A 20,531-nucleotide genomic window follows, 5' to 3' on the forward strand; every position below is an offset into this window, starting at 1 on the left:
TGAAGCAGACTTATCATAAGGTGTGTCATGTGAATACAGAAAATACGGTGCCTTGCTTATATTGTCAGGCACAAAATGCCATCGATAAAAAAAACTGCGGCCATTGCGGTATGCCGCTGGCGTTAAAACATCCGGAAAATAAAAACAGCCGGCTGCGCTTTTTCAGTAAAGTGTTTGCGTTAATTGCGCTGTTTTGCCTGGTGATGATGGCTTATCTGCCAAGATAAAAGATCGGGAAAAAACAAAAGGCGCTTGTAACTCCTTGTAAGTTCTTGCAAGTGAAGGGAAAACCATGAATTATGGTCTTTTCACTTTTTAAGCAGGACAAATAAAACAAGGAGTGTTTATTATGACAGTGATCAGTACACGGACATTTGAAGTTGATAAAACCCAGTTGGTGAAAACCCGGGTGACTTGCCAAGATGTTGATCAGGCTTTAGGGCCGGATCAGGTCTTGCTCAAAGTCGATAAATTTGCCTTGACCGCCAATAACATCAGTTATGCCCTCACCGGGGACAGTTTGGGCTATTGGCGCTTTTTCCCTGCAAAAGATAACTGGGGCAGAATTCCTGCAATGGGCTTTGCCGAGGTGATGGCCTCGAATTGCCGGGGGATCGAAGTGGGAGAGCGGGTGTGGGGTTTTCTGCCTATGGCCAGCCATGTAAAAATAACCGCCGGTAAAATAACCCCCTTTGGTTTTGTTGATGTGAGTCCGCACAGAGCCGAGCTGGCCCCTGTTTACGCCAGTTTTGAGCGGGTAAAGGCTAATCCGTTTTACCGTGAAGATAACGAAGATTACGAAATGCTGTTGCGGGGATTGTTTACCACTTCCTGGCTGGTGGATGATTTTATGTTCGATCATCAGTATTTTGCTGCCAGCCAGTATCTGATCACCAGTGCCTCCAGTAAAACCAGCACAGCCCTGGCTTTTGCGGTGCGTGAAAGGGGCGAATTGCCGGCCATAGGCATTACCTCAATGGCCAACAAGGCCTTTGTTGAAAGCTTAGGCTGTTATGATCAGGTGATTAGTTACGATGAAATAACGTCATTGGATACCACTAAAGCATCCATTTTGGTGGATATGGCCGGCAGCGGCAAAATCCTCGAGCAAATCCATCAACATTTTAACAGGCAATTGCGCTATTCATGTCGCATCGGGGCCACCCATCATAATGCCTTATTTACCGGGGGGGATTTACCCGGCGCCAAACCAACTTTCTTTTTTGCCCCGAGCCAGATACAAAAAAGATCGCAAGACTGGGGGCGGGAGCAATTGATGACATCTTTAGGACAAGCGATGATGCGTTACCTGGTATTTGCCCAATCCGTACTGGGGATAACCTATAGCCGGGGCGAAGATGAGATAGACAGCGTTTATCAGGATATACTGAGTGGCCGGGCAAATGCCGATGTCGGCCATATTATCTCCATGTGGCAACAATAAGACGGACATCAGCGGCTTAGGGTAAATAAAGGAGTCCCCCTTTCTTTACCCTAAGCGTAGCTAAAAACTCTTCTAAAATGTGCGGGCAATAGATAACTTGCACGGCATACACCGTAAGTTTTGCTTCTTCATTGATAAAGGGCTGCAACTTGACCCGGGTTATAACAACACCTTTAATCCAGCATGGTAAAATGCTTAAATCTTAGATGAATTTTTTAGCGCTTGCTCTGAGGTTCATTACCTGACTTTATGGTGCGATATCCGGGCAAGCCGAAATAAATGTTGCTTGTGAGCAATTTCGTTGTCTGAAGAACTCAATTGTAAGAGAGTGCCTCTATACTTGACAAAAACCGAGTCTTATATCGTAATTATTGATAGATCCTAAGGAAAGAATTGCTTTTTTATGGAAACAACGAGCCCATTGGTCAAGACTCCCACAGAAGATGATGTTAAGGATCCGGACAAGGAGAGTGGCGCGTTCGAAGCTGTTTCCCCCCCTGAATCTGAACCTTTGGCGTCAGAGTCAACACAAGATACTACTTCGGGGGCTGTTCCTTTTTCGGCTTCTGTTACCGGCCCCGATAATTCACTGAGCGAACTACAGACTCTGGCCCTTAACTGGCTTAACTGGCAGGCGAGCATGGTATCAGGGGTTTTGTGCGGCGGGATATTCTTGCCGGCAAAAACTTCAAAGCAGGGGCTGGAGTTGTTGGCACAATATCCCCAAAGCGGTGCTAACCGGGTATTGCTTGAGCAAGCTGCCTGTTTAAGCCTGGCGTCGGGAAAAAGCAGCATACGGTTTAATCAGGAATATAGCAGCAATCAAGGACAAACCTGCGACTTGCTTGCCTGTCCGTTAATGGTGGATGAAAAGCCATCGGTGATTGTGGCCCTGGCGATTTCTCCCCGCTCTAAGCCCCAGTGTCATGCGGTAATGCAATTACTTGAATGGGGCATGTTGTGGCTGGAATCCTTGCTCAGGCAGGAGGTTGCCTCACGGCGGGAGCAGTCGGCCATCATCTTAAAGTTGCTCTATGCTGTGCTCGGCCATGGCAGCGTGAAAGCGGCGGCCCTTGAAGCGGCCAATGTCTTGTCTACAGAGTTAGCCTGCCAGCGGGTCAGCATTGGTCTTTGTTATGGTCTGTCTGCGCGTTTGGTGGCTTTATCCCATATTGCCCATTTTGAACGGGAGCGTGACTTTATCCGTGAAATTGAAGCGGTGATGAATGAAGCCATAGATCAGGGCAAGCCGCTGGCGTACCGCGAAGGCGCCGCTTCTTCAAGTGCTGTGATGCAGGCACATGCCAGGCTGGCGAAGCAGCAGGGCAATAAAGCGGTTTATACCCAGGGGCTGACAGGACAATCCGGATATATCGGGGCCATTAGTTGTGAGCTAGGCAATAATACCGAGTTAAGTAAAGAGAAGCTGGCCCTGTATGAAACGGTAAGCCGGTTACTTGGGCCCATTTTCGAACTCAAAATGAAGCATGAAGCGTCCTGGTTAAAAAAAACGCTGGCCGCTTTGCGTTTTTCTGTCGGGCGTGTGCTGGGGCTGAGTTATCTGAAAGTGAAAATAGTGTTGCTGTCGGCAATTGTCGCCTTGGCTGGACTTTCTGAACTCCCGGGGACTTTTGAAGTAAAAGCTTCTGCCACCTTACAGGGCAAGGTCCGACAGTTGCTGGTGGCGCCGCAGGATGGCTTTATTAAAAAAGGTATGGTGAGCGCCGGTGACCTGGTCGAGCAAGGCAAGTTGCTGGCCACCCTGGATGATAACCGGCTACAACTGGAACGGCAGAAGTGGCAAAGTGAGTTTAATAAGCTGAAAAAACAGTATCAGCAGGCTTTCTCCGAGCGCGAGCGTGCCCAGCTGGGGATTTTACAGGCCCGGCTCGATCAGGTAAGCGCCGAAATGCAATTGGTTGACGAGCAAATTGCCCGTACCCGGTTAAAGGCGCCTTTTGACGGTATTGTGCTCAGCGGTGATCTGGATCAGGCCCAGGGATCGCCTGTGACCCGGGGCCAGGTGCTGTTTGAAGTGACGCCCCTGAACCATTACCGGGTGGTGCTTGAAGTGGATGAACATGATATTGCCCGTTTGCAATCGGGGCAGACCGGCACCTTGATCATGACGGCATTACCCGATACCCGTTTTAATATCACCCTGGAAAAGGTGATCCCGGTGGCGATCAGCAGTGACGGTTATAATTATTTTCGGGTCCAGGCCCAGCTGGAACAACCCTCTTCACTGTTACGTCCCGGTATGCGGGGCGTAGCTAAAATTACCATAGCCCAGAGGGAGCTGTTGTGGATCTGGACCCATGAACTGAAAGAGCGCTTGTCCTTATGGCTCTGGTCACTGGGAGTATCGGGGTGAGCAAGCCCGGCCAGGGGGACAACTGGCCTATGGTCAAAGGCATGAAGTTTTGCCTGGCCCCGCATATTCAGGTTTATCCCCAGTGCTACCGGGGAGAGTCCTGGTTTGTGCTAAGGGATCTCACCAAGGGGCGGCACTTACGTTTTAATGCCCTGGCTTATGAAGTGATCGGCCGCCTTGACGGCCAGCGCACCCTGGAAGAAATCTGGCAGCAGCTGCCCCTCACTTCGGGTGAACAAGTCACCGCAGAAGCGCCGCCGGATGGGCAAGCTTTGGAAAAACACCTGCTGAACCGGGAGGATATGCTACACCTGGTGGCGCAACTACATGCCATAGATGCCCTCAAAGGGGAGCTGTCTGTTCCGGTGGAAACCATGCTAAAACGGGACAAGCAGGCCCGTCATCATCGCTGGCAGCAAAAATTGCTGAATCCGCTGGCGCTGCGTTTTTCTTTGTTTGACCCTGATCGTTTCCTTAATGCAGCCATCCGCTGGATAAAACCTTTGCTGTCGAAAGCGGCTTTTCTGATCTGGCTACTGGCTGTTTTGCTGGCGGCAATGCTGGCTTTGGCCAATAGTACCAGGCTTTCCCAGGCCATCAGCCATGACCTTATGACGGTCCAAAACCTGTTGCTGTTGTGGCTGTTATATCCCCTGATCAAAGCCTGCCATGAATTTGCCCATGCTTTTGTGGTGAAATTTTGGGGGGGCGAAGTGCATGATATGGGGATCACTTTGCTCATTTTTATGCCGGTGCCTTATGTTGATGCGTCTTCTGCCTGGACCTTTCGGGAAAAAAGAAAACGTATCCTGGTGGGGGCGGCGGGGATCATGGCGGAGCTGTTTCTGGCGGCCCTGGGATTATTTGCTTACCTGGCGGTGGAGCCGGGGATTGTCAGCCAGGCGGCATTGTTTACTTTTATGACAGGCACCATTTCAACCGTGCTTTTTAATGCCAACCCTTTGTTGCGCTTTGATGGTTATTTTATTTTGCAGGATCAGCTTGAGATCCCGAACCTTGCCAGCCGCGCTTCCCGTTATTACCTGTACTTGCTGCAACGTTACCTGTTTGCTAGCCCCCTGGCCCAATCACCGGTTACGGCTAGCGGAGAGCGGGGCTGGTTCCTCTGTTATGGTGCTGGCGCTTTTTTTTACCGGCTTTTTATGCTGACGGTGATCGTATTATTTTTGCTCAAGGACTATTTAATTGCTGGCGTGGTCCTGGCCGTGTGGGCTATCAGTTTGCAAATTTTGTTGCCGTTATGGCGGGGGTTTTCTTTCCTGCTGGCGAGCGAGAAACTGGCCGGGCACAGGATAAGAGCCGTGACGGCGATGACAGGTATCCTAGTTTTGTTCACCTGCGCCTTGTTTTTTATTCCCGTTCCCCATACCAGCTTTGCCCAGGGGGTGGTCTGGGTACCCGAGCAAGCACAAATATATGCCCCCGGTGACGGCTTTGTTGAGACGGTTTACCTTGCTTCCGGCACCCCGGTTGAGGCCGATGCGCCCCTGATGGAGATGAAGTCTGCGGTATTGGATAAAAATATTGCCGTACTTAAAGCTAAGCTGAAGCTGTTGAAAATTGAACGGCAAAAAGCGTTAAAAGATCAGCCGGTGCAGCTTGAGATCATCAGGGAAGAAGCCTCGGCCATTGAGGCAGAACTGGCACAGCTTCAGCAGCAAAAGTCAGCCTTTAGTATAAAAAGCGGGCAGTCGGGGGTTTTTGTTTTACCCGGCGATAAGCAACTTGCCGGGCAATACTTGCAGCAGGGAGAGCTGATTGGTTATGTTATCAGCCCTGAGCATCTTATCATCAGAGCCGTGGTCTCCCAGTCCGATATAGGCCTGGTCCGCAAAAGAAATAATACCGTGCAGATCCGGCTTGCTGAAGACCTCAATCAGGTGATCGATACACAAATTCTTAAAATGACACCTGCGGGCAGCAAACAACTGCCCAGCCTGGCCTTATCGGTAGAGGGGGGAGGCAAAGTTGTGGTGCAGCGGGGAGAAGATGGCGTAATGAGCAGCAAACAAGCCATGTTTCAAATTGATCTGGCATTACCCGAGGGGCTCGCGGTCAGCGGCTTGGGGGGCAGGGTTTTTGTCCGTTTTGATCATGGCAGTGAGCCCTTGGCGCAACAATGGTTACGCCGTGGCCGACAGCTGGTATTAAGCCTGCTGTAAATACATAGTGAAGTCAATTTTGAGGGGCTGTGGTTTTGGCTGTTTTTTATTTTCCTGCGTTTTTCTTTTGCTCATCCGTCATTTCTTTCATCTGTCTTTTCATTTTATTCGGCAAATGTTTCGCTACCTCGTCATTTATTGCGTTTCTTCAAGTACACCTGTACCGGTGTGGTTTTTCAGGGAAATCTAATTAATCCCACTAAAGACAATATCTTGGTTTTTTTTGCCCAGGGATTGAGAACGAAATTTACTTTTTGGTGCAAAATTTGCTTTCTTCTTTAGGATGTTCCGTCTTGAGTCATAGGGAATGTAATGTCACTGTTATCATCTTCTTCTCATGGCGGGGCGCTTGATTGGCTGTTTGCGGCCGCTGTTGGCAATCATGATGAGCAGGAAATGAGCGATGAAAAAATACTATAAATCAAAAGTGTTTCTCTTACTCGTTAGCAGTATGTTATTAGCTAAGGTTGGCGCCGAACAAATATCGAATAATCATGAAAACGATACTTTGCCTGAATTTGATTGTCTGATCGAACCGGGGCAAGTGGTCGATGTCGGCAGCCCGGCCCCGGGCGTGATTGAAAAAGTCTTTGTCGATCGCGGTGACTATGTTGCACTGGGAGAGCCATTGTCGAAACTCGATTCATCGGTGGAGCAAGCCGCACTTGAACTTGCCCGTACCCGGGCCAGCTCGACCGTGGAAATTGAACTGTCCCGTGAAAATGCCGAATTCAGTAAACGTTTGCACTTACGCAACCAGGCGCTTTTTAGTAAATCGGCTATTTCTTCCCATGAGATGGACCGCCTGGCAACCGAACAAACCGTGGCCGAAATGTATCAGCAGGAGGCAAAAAACAAAAATGAAATAGCAAAAATGGAGTACCGGCGGGCGCTGGAGGTGGTAAATCAGAAAACCATTTTCAGTCCTATTAACGGTGTGGTGATGGAAAAATATAAGTCGGTGGGAGAGTATGTCGAGAATGAGCCGTTATTAAGGGTGGCCCAATTGGATCCCTTGCGCATTGAAGTGATCGTGGCGGCGGATTATTGGGGGCAACTTATCCCGGGACAAACTGCACAGGTGACCCCAGAGTTTAGCCATTTGGATACGCAAATGGCAGAGATAGAGCGTATCGATCCTGTGGTAGACAGCGCCAGCGGTACCTTCAGGGTGCAGCTGGCTTTGCCTAATCCTGAGCATAAAATTGCTGCCGGCCTGAAGTGCCAACTGGCTTTTATGCATCAGCATGAACAGGTTGAACCAAAAAAACATGCCCGTTTTTCCGTGGAGAAAAAGCCTTTTGCTGCTGATGAAGTGATCGCTAAAGATGCGAAAAAAGCGGAGAAAGCGCTTCAGCTTTTATTGCAGGAAAATGTCGGACATGTCCGGGAAAAACCTTCCGTCGGCGTCAATGATTATGTGGTACGCAGCAAGATTTTAAGTGAACAGAAGCAGGTAAAGGGGTTCACCAATCGCTTAAAAGCCGAAAAAATCAGTGATTATTATGTACAAAGCATAAAAGGCGAAGGCTATCGGGTTTTTCTGGGCCTTTACCGAAACCGGGACAATGCCCTCGGCCGGGCTAAAAAGCTCACCACCTCAGGGTTTGAGGTGGAATTGAGTCCGCGTTATAAAAGGCAAAAAATGTCCGTGGCCGTGTTAAGTACCGGCATTGAAAAAAGGGAGATAAAGCCTGAGCGGGTTGATCCGGCCTCTGCTTTGTCAACTGAAGCAGCAAAGGCTAAAATGCCTCAGCTTAGCTTAACGGCCAGTGCAACAGGCAAGGGGCGTCAACTTGATACCGGAAGTTCCCGCAAGCAAGTAACAGTAGAGGAAAAGCAGCAGGGAGCTGCAAGCGTTAGCGGTTATTTTGTACGTAGTGCCTATTTGCCCGAACGCACTCAGGCCAAAGCACTCAGTGTTCGTTTAAAAGCACAAGATATCCATGATTTTTATGTACAAAAGGTAAAAGGGCAAACTGGCTACCAGATATCTCTGGGGCTTTATCGCAGCCGGGAAAATGCGCTTCGCCGGGTTAAAACTTTGCAAGGTTTAGGCTTTGAGGTTGAACTCAGCCCCCGTTACCGGGCCTGTACTTCTTGCCCGGAGAAAGCTTTGATGGCGAAGACTAAAGCCAAACTTTTGCCGGTTGTCGCAAAAGTAAAAGCCGTTGAGAAAATGCCTGTGGTGATTTTGCCTGCCAGTGCTGGCACCGTAACCCGTCAAGCACTGCAGTCGGTAAAAGTATTGCCTTTAAAAGCGGATGCAGACCTCCCGGAGGGTAAGGTTCGAGCCAAGAAAAGAGTGGCCGTGAAGCAAGCGCAAAGGGTTGCCGGGATAGTCCGTGATTATGTGGTTTATAGTGTGCCCTTTTTACAGCAAACTCAGGTCAGGGCATTCACGGCGCGTTTAAAAGCAAAAAATATTCGTGATTTTTATGTTAAAAAAGCCAGGGGCGAACAGGAGTATACCGTGGCTTTAGGGGTTTACAAGCAGCTCGACAATGCCCTTGGGCGGGTCACAAACCTGAAGTCTCTTGGTTTTGAGGTCGCGCTTAATCCGCGTTATAAAAAGTGTAACAACTGTCAGTTGAGCGGCCCGGCAAAGGGCCGAACAATAACCGGCCAGATGACTTTGGAGGCTGATAAACTGTCCCGGACCGTTACGGATAACAGCAGGCGCAGTTCTGATGTGGAAAGCTTTGCACAAATGAAGGTTGCACCTTGAGCGTAACTTACAGGGATGTCAAACCTGATAAAGCCGGGGGTAAGGTGGCGTCGTGCAGACAATGCCCTGTGCTTATGGAAGTACTGGAGCCGCGTTTACTGTATTCGGCAGATTTGCTGGCGGGAACGGTTGAGTTCAGCCATTTTGAGCCAGATCTGCAAGAAGATGCTCAAACTCGGTTGAATATTCTGGCACGGACAGAAAGTGCAGATGCTGCTATCGTCAATACCGACAGCTCTTTTGATTCCCCGCCCGGGGGCAATACTATCAGCCGTGATAGCCTGACCGATAAAGTTGATGACGGCATCGGCAATTTCAATATTGCAACGGTGGCGATGAAAGCGATGGCGGATGATGATCCCCCTGCTGTAGTAAACCAAAGCATGACGGTGACAGAAGGAGCAAGCAATGTCATCCTGACCTTAAATCATTTACAAAGTACCGATGTCGATAGCGACGATGCCAGTCTCATTTATACTGTTGCCGATGTCAGTCACGGCACCTTGTATATCAATGGTACTGCCTGGTACCGCTCCGGCATTGGCGCAAATGATACTTTTAGCCAGCAAGATATCATCGATGGTAAGGTGCGTTATTCCCATAACGGCAGTAATATTGCCTTTGACAGTTTTACTTATAGTGTTAAAGACGGGGCCGGTAATCAAACAGCGGGACAGACTTTTATCATTTCGGTCACGCCAGTGGATAACTCCCCGCCTACCGTAGATAATAATCCTCCCACCGTGATTAACCAGAGTATGACGGTGGCGGAAGGGGCGAATCATATCCCATTGACTCTGGCCGAGTTGCAAAGTAGTGATAGCCAAACCAGCGATAAAACACTGCTTTATACTGTAGGCAATGCCGTTAACGGGCATTTATTTATTAACGGCAGTGCCTGGGCTGCCGGCAGCAATGATACTTTTACCCAGCAAGATATTATCAATGGCAAAGTACTGTATTCCCATGACGGCAGCAATACTTTATCCGACAATTTTACTTTTAGCGTTAAAGATGTCTTGGGTAACCAGCGTAGTGAACAAAGTTTTGTTATTACCGTGATGCCTGTCGATGATGATACCGCAGTTGTGGTTAACCAACATCTGACGGTGATGGAAGGGGATGTTAATATTGCGCTGTCCTTAAATGAGTTACAAAGCACGGATGCCGATAGCGATGATGCTGCTTTGCTTTATACCGTAAGCAACGTCAGCCACGGCACTTTAACCATTAATGGCAGTGCCTGGGCATACGGCAGCAACGATAGCTTTACCCAGCAGGATATTATCAATGGCAAAGTCTTGTACTCCCATGACGACAGCAATAGCGACTTTGACAGTTTCCGTTTTATCCTGGCCGATCCGGCTGACAACCGGCTGATTGACCAGGTATTTACCATTAAGATCAACCGTGTTGATGATGATCCTTCGCTGATCTCCGGTGATATCAGCTTTAGCGGCAGTGAAGGGGATATAGCCAGCGGGGAACTCAGTGCCAGTGATCCTGATGGCCTTAATGACGGCAATTATTTCAGTGCCGGTCACGGCACTTATGGCCGGACCGAAATAGACCCCGAAACAGGAGCCTGGTCTTATACGCCAAAAGATAATGACTGGTTTGGCAGTGACAGCTTTACTGTTACCGTGACTGATGATTTAGGGGGGGTAACGGAGCAGTTGGTGACCGTCAGGCTGGCAGGCGTTGATGATGCGGCGCAGATCAGCGGTGATCTCCACTTTAGCGGTAGTGAAGGAGATAAAGTGAGCGGTGATATTAATGCCAGCGATGCCGATGGCCTTACCGACCAGAGCTATTTTTCGGTGGGTGCTGCAAGTTATGGCCTGGTGGAGATAGATGCCCAAACGGGCAGCTGGCTTTTTACGGCAACCGACAGCAACTGGTTTGGCAGTGACAGTTTTACCGTCACGGTAACCGATGATTTGGGCGGGACCAGCACTGAAATTGTCTTTATTGAACTTAGCGGAGTTAATGATCCGGCAATCATTTTGGGAGATACGGCCGGCAGCTTGTTGGCAGATACAGATATCAGCGCCGGGTTGGCAACTTCCGGGCAACTATCCATAACAGACCCTGATCCCGAAGAAGCCCGTTTTGTCGCTGATATCTTAGCCGGACGTTATGGGGAGCTGCAAATCGACAGTCAGGGCCGGTGGTTTTATTATGGCGATAACAACCAAGAGGCGATCCGGGCACTGGGTGAAAATGAAACGGTGACGGAGCATTTTACGGTAACCAGTGCCGACGGCACAAAACAGCAAGTGATGATCGCTATTAACGGTGTCAACGATGCACCGGTTATGCTTCACTCTCTCGCCGATCAGGTATTGACCCCTGGGAGTCATTTAAACCTTACCTTGAGTGAAAATACTTTTATCGATCCCGACAGTAACGATAACCTGGTTTATAGCCTGGTACAGGCAGATGGCTCTCCTTTGCCCGACTGGGTCAGTTTTAATGCCGAAAGTCTTACCCTCAGCGGTATAGCTGGTGCTAAAGATGCGGGCACCCTTATCTTGAAACTTATAGCCGATGACGGCGGTGCCAGTACGGCAGGGACCTTCCTGTTGACCGTTAATATGCCGCAGACAGCCGGTACGCCGTTAACTTCGGCGACGGAAAACACAGAGAAAATAACTCCTGGAGCAGAAAAGGTGGAGGAAGAGCCGACTTCAACAGAGAGTGAAGTGGCGGGAGAAGAAGTGCAAATCTCTCTGGCGGATACATCAGCAGTGGTCTCGAATCACACATTGGCGAGCTTGCAACAGGTAAATGCCAGTCAGCATAACCGCCATCAGGCTGCGCTTTTTTCGTCTGCATATGTGGCGGGAGAAATCAATGAGGTTGCCGGCAAGGCAATAATAAGCGAGGTTAAAGAAGTTTATCAGCAAGCCAGGGCATTAGAGTTTCTTGATTTGATCCCGTTGAGTTTTTCAGGGCAAGAGGCCTTTGAATTGTTAACCGACGAACAGCGCCTTGTCCGGGATAATGAGGACTTCTTTCGGGAGCTGGATCAAATGCGCCGTGAACTGAATGAGTCGGTAGCAGAAGAAGAGCTCGAAGCCGCTGTTGTGACAGAAGTAACTATGGGGGCGACCCTGTCGGTTTCTGTAGGGGTGCTCACCTGGGTCTTACGGGCGGGTTCTTTGATGGCCAGTTTTCTGTCCATTATTCCCCTTTGGAAACAGTTTGACCTTATGCCGGTTTTGGGCAGTCAACCGGTGAAGACGCCGCAGCCATCAGCGGATAAAAAAGCCGGGCAGTTAGCGGCGAAAGAAGAAACTATTTTCGATTCCGAGGAAAAAAGCGCTGATGAATCTAAGGACTAGCTTATGAAAAACCCTCTCGGCTCTCCATTGGTGCGTATCAGCGTTGGTCTGGTGATGCTTACCTGCAGTATATTGCTGATGTTTGAGTTTTTAGGCCTGGTCCCGAACCAGAAAGTGCCGGAGCTGAAATTTCGCAAAATGCTGGTGGAGTCACTTGCGGTGCAGCTTAATGCCGATATTACCGCTAACCGGGAAGATAATGTTCACCATACCCTGGAAGCCGTGGTGACCCGAAACAGCAATGTAAAATCCGCCGGCGTACGTTTAATCTCTAACCAGGTAATCGCCCAGTCCGGCGATCACGAGCTGGCATGGCTGCTTAAACCCGCAGATAAATCTACCGCTTCCCAGGTTCAGGTGCCGATTTTTAAAAAAGGTGAGCGCTGGGGAACGATAGAAGTTATTTTTGATGATTTGTCCACTCTGGACAACCCCTTCTTTATGCTGGTGCTGTTTGTCGCCTTATCCGGTTTCATCTGTTATTTGTTGTTTTTAAAAAAAACCATGCTTGAGCTCGATCCCGGCTCTGTGGTTCCCGACCGGGTGCGTAATGCATTAAATACCTTATCCGATGGTTTGTTAATTATTGATAATAAAGAACAAATAATTTTTTCCAATGAACCTTTCCAGAAAAAATCGGTCCGGTCAAATGAATCGCTGATGGGCAAAAAAGCGTCTGAATTAGACTGGTTGTGCGAAGAAAAACAACAAGTACTCCCCTGGTTACCGATATTACAAGGAGGGGCGACGGTAACCGGTGCAGCGCTGAAATTAAGGGCTAAATCAGGAAGCCTGGTTTCTTTTAAAGTGAATGTCTCACCGATTGGCCGCAGCGAAAAAGTGACCCGGGGCGCCCTGGTGACCTTCAACGATATTACCGAGCTGGAAATAAAGAACAGCGAATTGGGGCAGTTACTGGATAAGCTTAAGCTCAGCCAAAAAGAGATCACTGCGCAAAATAAGGAGCTGAAATATCTGGCGACCCGAGATCCGCTCACCAGCTGCCTTAATCGCCGATCCTTTTTTGAAGGGCTCAGGGTCTTGATTGAAGAGGAAAAAAGCCTTAAGAGTTCATTGAGTTGTATCATGTCAGATATAGATCATTTTAAGTCGGTCAATGATACCTATGGCCATGCGGTGGGGGATAAAGTGATCAAGATGGTGGCGAAAATACTCAAGGACATCTCCCGCACCAATGATCTGGTGGGACGCTACGGAGGTGAAGAGTTTTGCGTGGTGCTGCCGGCGACCACGGCGCAAGAGGCTGCCCAGGTAGCGGAGCGAATTCGTCTGGCGGTGATGAAACAAGATATCAGCCTGCCTGACGGTAAATTTAATGTGACGTCGAGCTTTGGCGTGGCTTGCTGGACAAATAAGCTCAGTAATGCCGAAGCCTTTGTCAGCCAGGCGGATGAAGCCTTATATGTTGCTAAAGAAACGGGCCGTAACCGTGTGGAAATCTGGAATGAACAGGCGGAAAAGTCACCGGAAGCCGCTACGACTGTTGAGGACGCAGAGCTGGAAATTAATGGTGCAGAGCCTTTTGAAGAAAATGGAATTGAACAAGCCCAGGCAGAGCCGGTTATCGAAATAAACACCCTGGCCGGGAGTGAGCAAGAGAGCGAGGAAAACTTATACCTGAATGACGGAGAAGTACCGCTAGAGCATGCTGGTGTATCTGTAAATTTAACTCCCGATAAAAATGATGAACGGGTGGAAACCACACAGGTCTTTGGCCTGCCGAGCCGTATCGTGATGTTAGATCGTATTATTCAGGCAATATACAGGGCCAAGCGTAATAACAGGAAGTTTGCCATCCTGGTCTTAGATCTGGAGAAGGTTCGCCAAATCAGCCATACCTTAGGTCATAGCGTCAGTGAAAAATTGATCCGTGAAATGGGTCGTAAAATCAGCCAAATATTTAGAAATACCGATTGTGTTTCCCTTGTTGACAGTGCAGGGCACGCTGCCAAGAACAGTGTTTGTGTGTCACAAATCAGCAGTTATGAGTTATCCCTGTTACTGGATGACTTTTCCCGGGATGAATTTCTGATCCAGATGTTAAACCGGATATTCCAGTCATTGGAAAATCCGGTGAGTATTGAAGGAAGCGATCTGTATCTTGATACCTGTATCGGGGTGAGCTTATACCCGAATGACGGTGAAGAGCCGGATGAACTGATTGCCAATGCCAGCACCGCCATGTATGAAGCCAGGCAGAAAGCAGGACGAAATAACTTCAGGTTTTATTCGCCAAAAATCAATCAAAGGGCAAATCAGCAGTTGCAAATGGAAAATGATTTGCATAAAGCCGTCGAACGAAATGAATTTCTTGTTTATTACCAGCCCAAGGTGGATGTCAGCAGCGGGCAATTGTGTGGTATGGAGGCCCTGGTACGTTGGCAACATCCGGAGTCAGGCATGGTGTCCCCGGATGATTTTATTCCGCTGGCGGAAACTAATGGTATTATTGATGCAATTACGGAGCAGGTACTTGTTCAGGTGTGCGGACATCTGACCCGGTGGCAGGAGGCGTCTCTTGAACCTGTACCGGTTGCCATCAACTTGTCGCCGGTACAGTTTAAAAACCCGCAGCTTGCCGGCAAGATTATTAAACAGTTGAAAAAAAATAATATTTTACCCAAATACATAGAGCTGGAAATTACAGAGAATGCCGTCGCCGATAACCTGGCGGCAACGATTGATTTGATCCACGAGCTCACCGATGCCGGCTTTAGTATTTCCCTCGATGATTTTGGTACCGGCTATTGCTCTTATAGTTATTTAAAGAACTTTCCCGTGGATAAAATTAAGATCGACCGCTCTATTATCACAGACTTTACCGAGAATACCTTTGATGCCGCCATCGTCAACTCCATCATCACCCTGGCGGATCATTTGGGTTTGAAGATCGTGGCCGAAGGGGTGGAAACGGCAGAGCAACTGAAATTTTTACGTGATCTCAATTGTCATCAAGTACAGGGCTATTTGATCAGCAAACCCGTGCCCTATGAGCAGGCCACTGAGTTTATATCGGATCCGTCACTAATCAACGGCAAAGTTAAAGCCAGTCTGGAGCATGATACTCAGGTGTTAGCCCATGATGAAGGTCATTTTAAGGTTGAACTTACCGGGATCTTAAATAAAACGCCTTACTGAGACGGTTATCGCCTTACTTTTTGTCGCCGGTTAATCGTGTTGAAGCTTAAGATTAATGCTCGCGGCTATTCGCGAAAGGTCCGGTTCATTCCTATACTGCCAGTTAGATTTCTGGCTAAAAAACGTTAATAATCAAGATGCAAAACCTTATTAGTGCGGTAGTAGAACAAGTCGGCTCGATAGTGCTGGGAAAGCCGCGGGAGATCCGTCTGGCCCTGGCCTGTTTACTGGCTCAGGGGCATATTTTAATTGAAGACTTGCCCGGCATGGGTAAAACCACTCTGGCCCAGGTACTGGCAAAAACCTTGGGGCTAAGTTATCAAAGAACCCAGTTTACCAGTGATTTATTGCCGGCGGATGTTATCGGTATTTCGATTTATCATAGTGAAAAAAAGCAGTTTGAGCTGCACAGGGGACCGGTTTTCAATCAGGTGGTGCTGGCGGATGAAATTAACCGGGCCAACCCGAAAACCCAGAGTGCGCTATTGGAGGCCATGGCCGAACATCAGGTCAGTATCGACGGCACAACTTATGCCCTGCCTGCGCCATTTTTTGTTATTGCCACGCAAAACCCCCTCAGCCATGCCGGGACCTATCCCTTACCCGAGTCTCAATTGGATCGCTTTATGATGCGCATTTCCCTGGGGTTTCCCGATGTGGCGGCAGAAAAGCTGATTTTGTTAAGTCAGGACAGGGATCATCAATTTATGCATTTACGGCCTTGCCTTGAACTTGAGCAACTTATCACTATGCAAAAAAATATCGATAACCTGAGCGCCAGCGATGCCATTCTCGACTATATCATTGCTTTATGCCATGTCAGCCGAGGCCAGGATGAAAATCTCAGGCCCCTGTCGCCCCGTGCGGGTAAGGCACTGTTAAAAGCGGCAAAAGCCTGGGCTTTTATGGAAGACCGCGACTATGTCCACCCCGGGGACATCCAGGCGGTATTTGCGGCGGTTTGCCAGCATCGCCTGGAAATTGTTTCAGATAGCTTTATGCAGCACAAAGAGGGGCTGGCGTTAAGTGTACTGGAGCAGGTAGATCCCACCAATCCGTTAGCCAAGTTATCCTGAAGTCCCGGCTATGTTTGGCGCCAAGATGATGTTAAAGCTTAAAGCCGGCGTTAAAAGCCGCTTTTCCCTTTGGCTAAAGCAACGGCTGCCGGCGGCCAAATACCAGCTGTTGCACCGGGGCAATATTTTTATCTTTCCCAGCCGTTTTGGTTGTGCCTATTTATTACTGGTATTGCTGGTATTTTTGCTCGGTACCAACTATCAGAATAATGTCATTATTTTAATGAGTTACCTGATGGGCAGTCTCTTTATTACCGTGATGTTGCAAAGTTTTTTTAATCTTTGCGGCCTGGCAATAAGCTGTAACGGGCAATGTAGCGGTTATGCCGGGCAGGGGGTGACTATGCCGCTCACCGTGCACAGTAAAATTCCCCGCTATGACTTAACCCTTTCTTTTGCCGGACAGCAGGCGGTGCATGTCAGCGTTATTCGTGCAGAAAAGGTGTCTGTGAACTTACCCTTTTATTCGAAAAAACGGGGCTTGATCGCACCCGGGCGTATCACCATCAAAAGTGAATATTCCCTGGGGCTCTTTAGATGTTGGACCCACCTGGATTTTGACTGTTTATGCACCCTTTATCCTCAGGCCAAGTTACCCCCGGGACCGTTGCTGCATTTTTTAAAGCAGGGGGACAGCGCGGAAAATACCGGGAAAACCTGCGCCGGCGCGGAAGATTTTTTTGAATTAAAAACTTATGTGCTCGGAGAGTCTGTCAACCGGGTGGCCTGGAAACAATTTGCCCGGGGGCAGGGAAAATATACCAAACATTATCAGCAGCAACAGGGCAGTGTCCTTTGGTTAAGTCTGGCGGATATGCCGGACGGTGATGTTGAAACCCAATTACGGTATTTATGTTATCTGCTGTTACATTACCATCATGAAGATTATCGCTATGGCATGGAGCTGGCGGGACAGGTATTTCAGGTCGATAGCGGTGACTTTCAGCTGAAAAGCTGCTTGCGGGCGCTGGCGGCTTATCCGGGCCCGTCAGCAGGGGGGGCATAAAACCATGGCGACGGTCAGCCAAGAAACATTTAGCCTGAACAAAGACATCACCTGGCTGTTAATTATCTGTCAGGGGGCCAACCTGCTGAGCTTGTTTCAAGAGCTGACTTCCTGGATGTTAGCCGTTTTAGCCCTGTGCCTGTGCTGGCAGATATTAATGGTGCACTACCAAAAAGAGAGGCCACCCGGGCCTGTGATGGCCATTTTTGCCCTCGGCGGCTGCCTGGTATTGATTATTTCAGGATTTGAACTGGGATTATTATCGGCCATGCTGCATCTGCTGTGTTTTTCCTATGTGTTAAAGGCACTGGAAATTCAGGGGCGCGGGGACTTTTATCTGGTGGTTTTACTGGGGTTTTTCTTGCTGGTGTCGGCGTTGATTTTTCAGCAAGATCTGCAATTTACCTTAGTGATCCTGTTATTGCTGTTGCTTAATATCAGTTTACTGCTTAGCTATTTTTCATCACGTCGTCCCGGGGTTGCCACATTAAAATCCAGTGGCTTGCTGATAGTACACAGTATTCCGTTATCCATTGTTTTATTTGTTGTTTTTCCGAGGCTTTCGCCGTTTTGGCAAGTGCCTATGGCGAAAACATCCGCCACCGGATTATCTGAAAGTGTCGCGCCGGGGGATATTGCCAGCCTGGCATTGTCCGATAAGCTGGCGTTTCGGGCTAATTTTGACCGGGTGCGTCCCGATTACAGCCAACTCTATTGGCGTGCCCTGGTGTTAGAAAATTATGACGGCAGGCGCTGGCAAATGGCCCCCGAGTACAAGAGTAAGCTTAAACAAATCTTTATTGAGCCGCTCTCCAGGCAAGTCCGCCCCGGGGAGCGTAAGCTAAGTTATCAGGTGATTGCCGAGGCCAGTTTCAAAAAATGGTTGTTTGCCCTGGATCTGGCAACGTTGCCGGCAGTGGCAAAGGGGGGCCCTCAGCAAATCATCCAGCTGCCGGATTATAGCCTGCGCAGCCGCAAGCCTCTGACTAAGGCCGTCAGTTACCGGGTGGACACTTATCCCGATGCCCCCCTGGATTTACAGATCCCCGGTCATATTGTCCGCCGCAACCTGGATTATCCTGCAGGCAGTAATCCTAAACTGGTGCAGGAGGTGCTGGCCTTAAGAAAAGTGCATCTTGATGATCTCGCCCTGGTGCAGGCGGTATTGGCTCATTTTAACCAGGCGCCGTTTCGTTATACCCTGCAGCCACCGTTGTTAAATGAAAATAGCCTGGATGAATTCTATTTTGATACCCGGGCAGGTTTTTGCGTACATTATGCCAGTACCTTTGCTTTTATGATGCGGGTTGCCGGTATTCCAGCCCGTCTGGTGACCGGGTATTTAGGGGGAGAGCATAACCCGCAAGGGGAATATTACAGTATTCATCAATATGATGCCCACGCCTGGGCGGAGATATGGCAGCCGGGCAAGGGATGGCACAGAGTAGATCCCACCGCTGCGGTTAATCCCGAGCGGGTTGAAAACGGTTTATCGGCGCTGTTGCTGCAGGAACAATCACGCTTAAGCGGTGACTTTTTCAGCCTGCAAAGGCTGAAACAATTCGCCTGGCTTAATGAGTTGCGCCTGCAGCTTGATGCCATCGATTACCAGTGGACACGTTTGGTACTCGGTTACAGTGCCGCCCGGCAATACCGGCTGTTATCTTCCTGGTTTGGCCGTCTGGTGCCATGGAAAGTTGCCGCCATCATTACCGGGACCATAATGATCACATTAGTGCTCTTATGGTGGCTGTACCGGCGCAATGCCTCGCAAGAAGTACGGGATCCCGGATTAGTTTTATACCGCCAGGCCCTGGACTTATTAACCGAAAAAGGACTGGAGAAACCTCTGCCCCAGACCGCGAAAGTTTTTGCCGGGCAACTCGCGTTGCAGCGTCCTGAAATTGCCGCTATTTTTAACGAAATAACACAAACTTTCGAAAAACTGAGTTACCAGTCCTTGTCTGCGGCCGAGCAGAAAACAAGTTTAGCCCGGATGCAAGTGCTGCTGGTCCAATTTAAGCGCCTGCTTAAGCGACTTAAACAAGATAAAGGCGGTTAGGGGTACAATGCGGTGGCTTTCTTACATTGGCCCAGTAGCCGGGAGAAGTCGGTGATATCCCTGTCCATGGCGGTATCGGGAATAAAAAGGTGGTAGCCCAGTGCCTTTTGCAAGGCGCAGCTATGGTGCAGGAAACAGGCTATTGGTCCCTTGATGCGGGTACCGTCGCTTAAGGTGTAAGGCATGAAGTTCATGGCTCCCTGCTCCAGGGTCATTAAATTATTGAGTAAGCAATACAGGGTTAATGGTCTTTGCTCATGGATCAGCCGGTTTGCCATCCGCGGGGAGATATTGTCTGCAAGACAGTCGATATTTTTCAACCGGATGCCCAGATAGGGCAGCTCTTGGCTGCTTATACCGCAGGTTTGCCTGACGGCGTCTATCCGCACTATATCCTGCCATAATAAGTGCCATTTACCATGCCTGTGCTGATAACATAAAGAGGCAGGAGTGATTAAAAAGCTGATCTTAGGCTCCATTAATTTAACAAAACCTATCAGGCAGGTCACCAGGGCGACTAAGTCAATGAAAATCAAAGTGAGTCTCGCCTGTTGCCAGAAAAAGAGCGTAAATAGCAAAGCGATCAGCAATAAGCCGCTGCCGAGGCAAACTAAAAATAATCCGTGATTTTTTGCTTTGGCCTTTATCTGGATGCAGGGCAGGCTGGCATTCATTTTCTTGTCATAAACTCAGGTTATATTGTTAACTATGACAAAATTTTTGCTTGTTTGGAAGTTGAATAAAGGCTAACTTTTATATTAATAAACCCTGCTGGAGATAAAAGATGTCGCATTATCACACGGAAACCAAAACGGCCTATGATATGGCTAAAATTGTGGCGGCATTAAGTTATCTGACCATAGTGGGGTGGATGCTGGCGATCATTCTCTATGGCTTTTATAAATCAACCTTTGCCCGCTTTCATTTAAGACAATCCCTGGGATTGGTTATTACCGCAGCCCTGTTATCCTTTATTCCCTTAATTGGCTGGTTACTCAATATCGCCGTGGTCTTTTTGTGGTTTTTGGCCTTGTATTATGCCCTGAGCGGACAAAAAAGATCTGTGCCGTTATTGGGGGACTTCTATCAAAGACATCTGGACTTTATCTGTTAGTTTCCGTTTTTGTGCAACGGCTTTACCCCTTGTCGTTT

The 20,531-nt window shown here is 48.8% G+C and carries 12 protein-coding genes; 11 read left to right on the plus strand and 1 reads right to left on the minus strand.

Annotated elements, in window-relative coordinates; translation table 11 throughout:
• Nucleotides 1-29: 29 nt before the first annotated feature.
• The 10 genes from SG35_RS12675 (at nt 30) to SG35_RS12720 (ending at nt 19,379) form a co-directional block, all read left to right on the plus strand.
• Complete coding sequence (locus SG35_RS12675) at nt 30-227, plus strand: DnrP protein (RefSeq protein WP_236702617.1); 198 nt, start codon at nt 30-32, stop codon at nt 225-227.
• A 122-nt stretch (nt 228-349) separates the two neighbouring features.
• Nucleotides 350-1,444: a DUF2855 family protein gene (locus tag SG35_RS12680; RefSeq protein ID WP_044833543.1), complete on the plus strand. Its 1,095-nt coding sequence runs from the start codon at nt 350-352 to the stop codon at nt 1,442-1,444.
• Between the two features lie 403 nt (nt 1,445-1,847).
• On the plus strand, nt 1,848-3,818 hold the full coding sequence (locus SG35_RS12685) for an efflux RND transporter periplasmic adaptor subunit (RefSeq protein WP_044833544.1): 1,971 nt from the start codon (nt 1,848-1,850) through the stop codon (nt 3,816-3,818).
• The gene (locus tag SG35_RS12690) at nt 3,788-6,001 is read left to right on the plus strand and encodes an HlyD family efflux transporter periplasmic adaptor subunit (RefSeq protein ID WP_084692795.1); all 2,214 of its coding nucleotides are present in this window, start codon (nt 3,788-3,790) and stop codon (nt 5,999-6,001) included. Before SG35_RS12685 ends, SG35_RS12690 begins: the two co-directional genes overlap by 31 nt.
• 403 nt (nt 6,002-6,404) lie before the next feature.
• Nucleotides 6,405-8,729, plus strand: coding sequence for an efflux RND transporter periplasmic adaptor subunit (locus SG35_RS12695; RefSeq protein ID WP_053043113.1), 2,325 nt, complete (start codon nt 6,405-6,407; stop codon nt 8,727-8,729).
• Nucleotides 8,726-12,076, plus strand: coding sequence for a cadherin-like domain-containing protein (locus SG35_RS12700; RefSeq protein ID WP_152646664.1), 3,351 nt, complete (start codon nt 8,726-8,728; stop codon nt 12,074-12,076). Before SG35_RS12695 ends, SG35_RS12700 begins: the two co-directional genes overlap by 4 nt.
• 3 nt (nt 12,077-12,079) lie before the next feature.
• The gene (locus tag SG35_RS12705) at nt 12,080-15,235 is read left to right on the plus strand and encodes a bifunctional diguanylate cyclase/phosphodiesterase (RefSeq protein ID WP_053043114.1); all 3,156 of its coding nucleotides are present in this window, start codon (nt 12,080-12,082) and stop codon (nt 15,233-15,235) included.
• 137 nt (nt 15,236-15,372) lie between these two features.
• Nucleotides 15,373-16,311: an AAA family ATPase gene (locus SG35_RS12710; RefSeq protein ID WP_044833547.1), complete on the plus strand. Its 939-nt coding sequence runs from the start codon at nt 15,373-15,375 to the stop codon at nt 16,309-16,311.
• 25 nt (nt 16,312-16,336) lie between these two features.
• The gene (locus SG35_RS12715) at nt 16,337-17,317 is read left to right on the plus strand and encodes a DUF58 domain-containing protein (protein ID WP_160298312.1); all 981 of its coding nucleotides are present in this window, start codon (nt 16,337-16,339) and stop codon (nt 17,315-17,317) included.
• 4 nt (nt 17,318-17,321) lie between these two features.
• Nucleotides 17,322-19,379 carry a transglutaminase TgpA family protein gene (locus tag SG35_RS12720; protein WP_053043115.1) on the plus strand — a complete coding sequence of 686 codons (2,058 nt, stop codon included), beginning with the start codon at nt 17,322-17,324 and terminating at the stop codon, nt 19,377-19,379.
• Here the strand turns inward: SG35_RS12720 and SG35_RS12725 are convergent.
• Nucleotides 19,376-20,053, minus strand: a complete 678-nt coding sequence (locus tag SG35_RS12725; RefSeq protein WP_044833549.1) for a DUF2982 domain-containing protein — start codon at nt 20,051-20,053, stop codon at nt 19,376-19,378. The genes SG35_RS12720 and SG35_RS12725 overlap by 4 nt on opposite strands.
• 110 nt (nt 20,054-20,163) lie before the next feature.
• Here SG35_RS12725 and SG35_RS12730 point away from each other — a divergent pair, with 110 nt between their 5' ends.
• On the plus strand, nt 20,164-20,493 hold the full coding sequence (locus SG35_RS12730; protein WP_044833550.1) for a DUF4870 domain-containing protein: 330 nt from the start codon (nt 20,164-20,166) through the stop codon (nt 20,491-20,493).
• Nucleotides 20,494-20,531 lie beyond the last annotated feature (38 nt).

Origin of the sequence: Thalassomonas actiniarum (assembly GCF_000948975.2) — a bacterium.
Taxonomy (GTDB): Bacteria; Pseudomonadota; Gammaproteobacteria; order Enterobacterales; family Alteromonadaceae; genus Thalassomonas; species Thalassomonas actiniarum.

Coding starts and splice junctions, on each gene's coding strand:
- SG35_RS12725 (WP_044833549.1), bottom strand. CDS start 20,053: ATGAATGCCAGCCTGCCCTGCATCCAGATAAAGGCCAAAGCAAAAAAT.
- SG35_RS12730 (WP_044833550.1), top strand. CDS start 20,164: ATGTCGCATTATCACACGGAAACCAAAACGGCCTATGATATGGCTAAA.
- SG35_RS12705 (WP_053043114.1), top strand. CDS start 12,080: ATGAAAAACCCTCTCGGCTCTCCATTGGTGCGTATCAGCGTTGGTCTG.
- SG35_RS12720 (WP_053043115.1), top strand. CDS start 17,322: ATGGCGACGGTCAGCCAAGAAACATTTAGCCTGAACAAAGACATCACC.
- SG35_RS12680 (WP_044833543.1), top strand. CDS start 350: ATGACAGTGATCAGTACACGGACATTTGAAGTTGATAAAACCCAGTTG.
- SG35_RS12685 (WP_044833544.1), top strand. CDS start 1,848: ATGGAAACAACGAGCCCATTGGTCAAGACTCCCACAGAAGATGATGTT.
- SG35_RS12710 (WP_044833547.1), top strand. CDS start 15,373: ATGCAAAACCTTATTAGTGCGGTAGTAGAACAAGTCGGCTCGATAGTG.
- SG35_RS12715 (WP_160298312.1), top strand. CDS start 16,337: ATGATGTTAAAGCTTAAAGCCGGCGTTAAAAGCCGCTTTTCCCTTTGG.
- SG35_RS12690 (WP_084692795.1), top strand. CDS start 3,788: ATGGCTCTGGTCACTGGGAGTATCGGGGTGAGCAAGCCCGGCCAGGGG.
- SG35_RS12695 (WP_053043113.1), top strand. CDS start 6,405: ATGAAAAAATACTATAAATCAAAAGTGTTTCTCTTACTCGTTAGCAGT.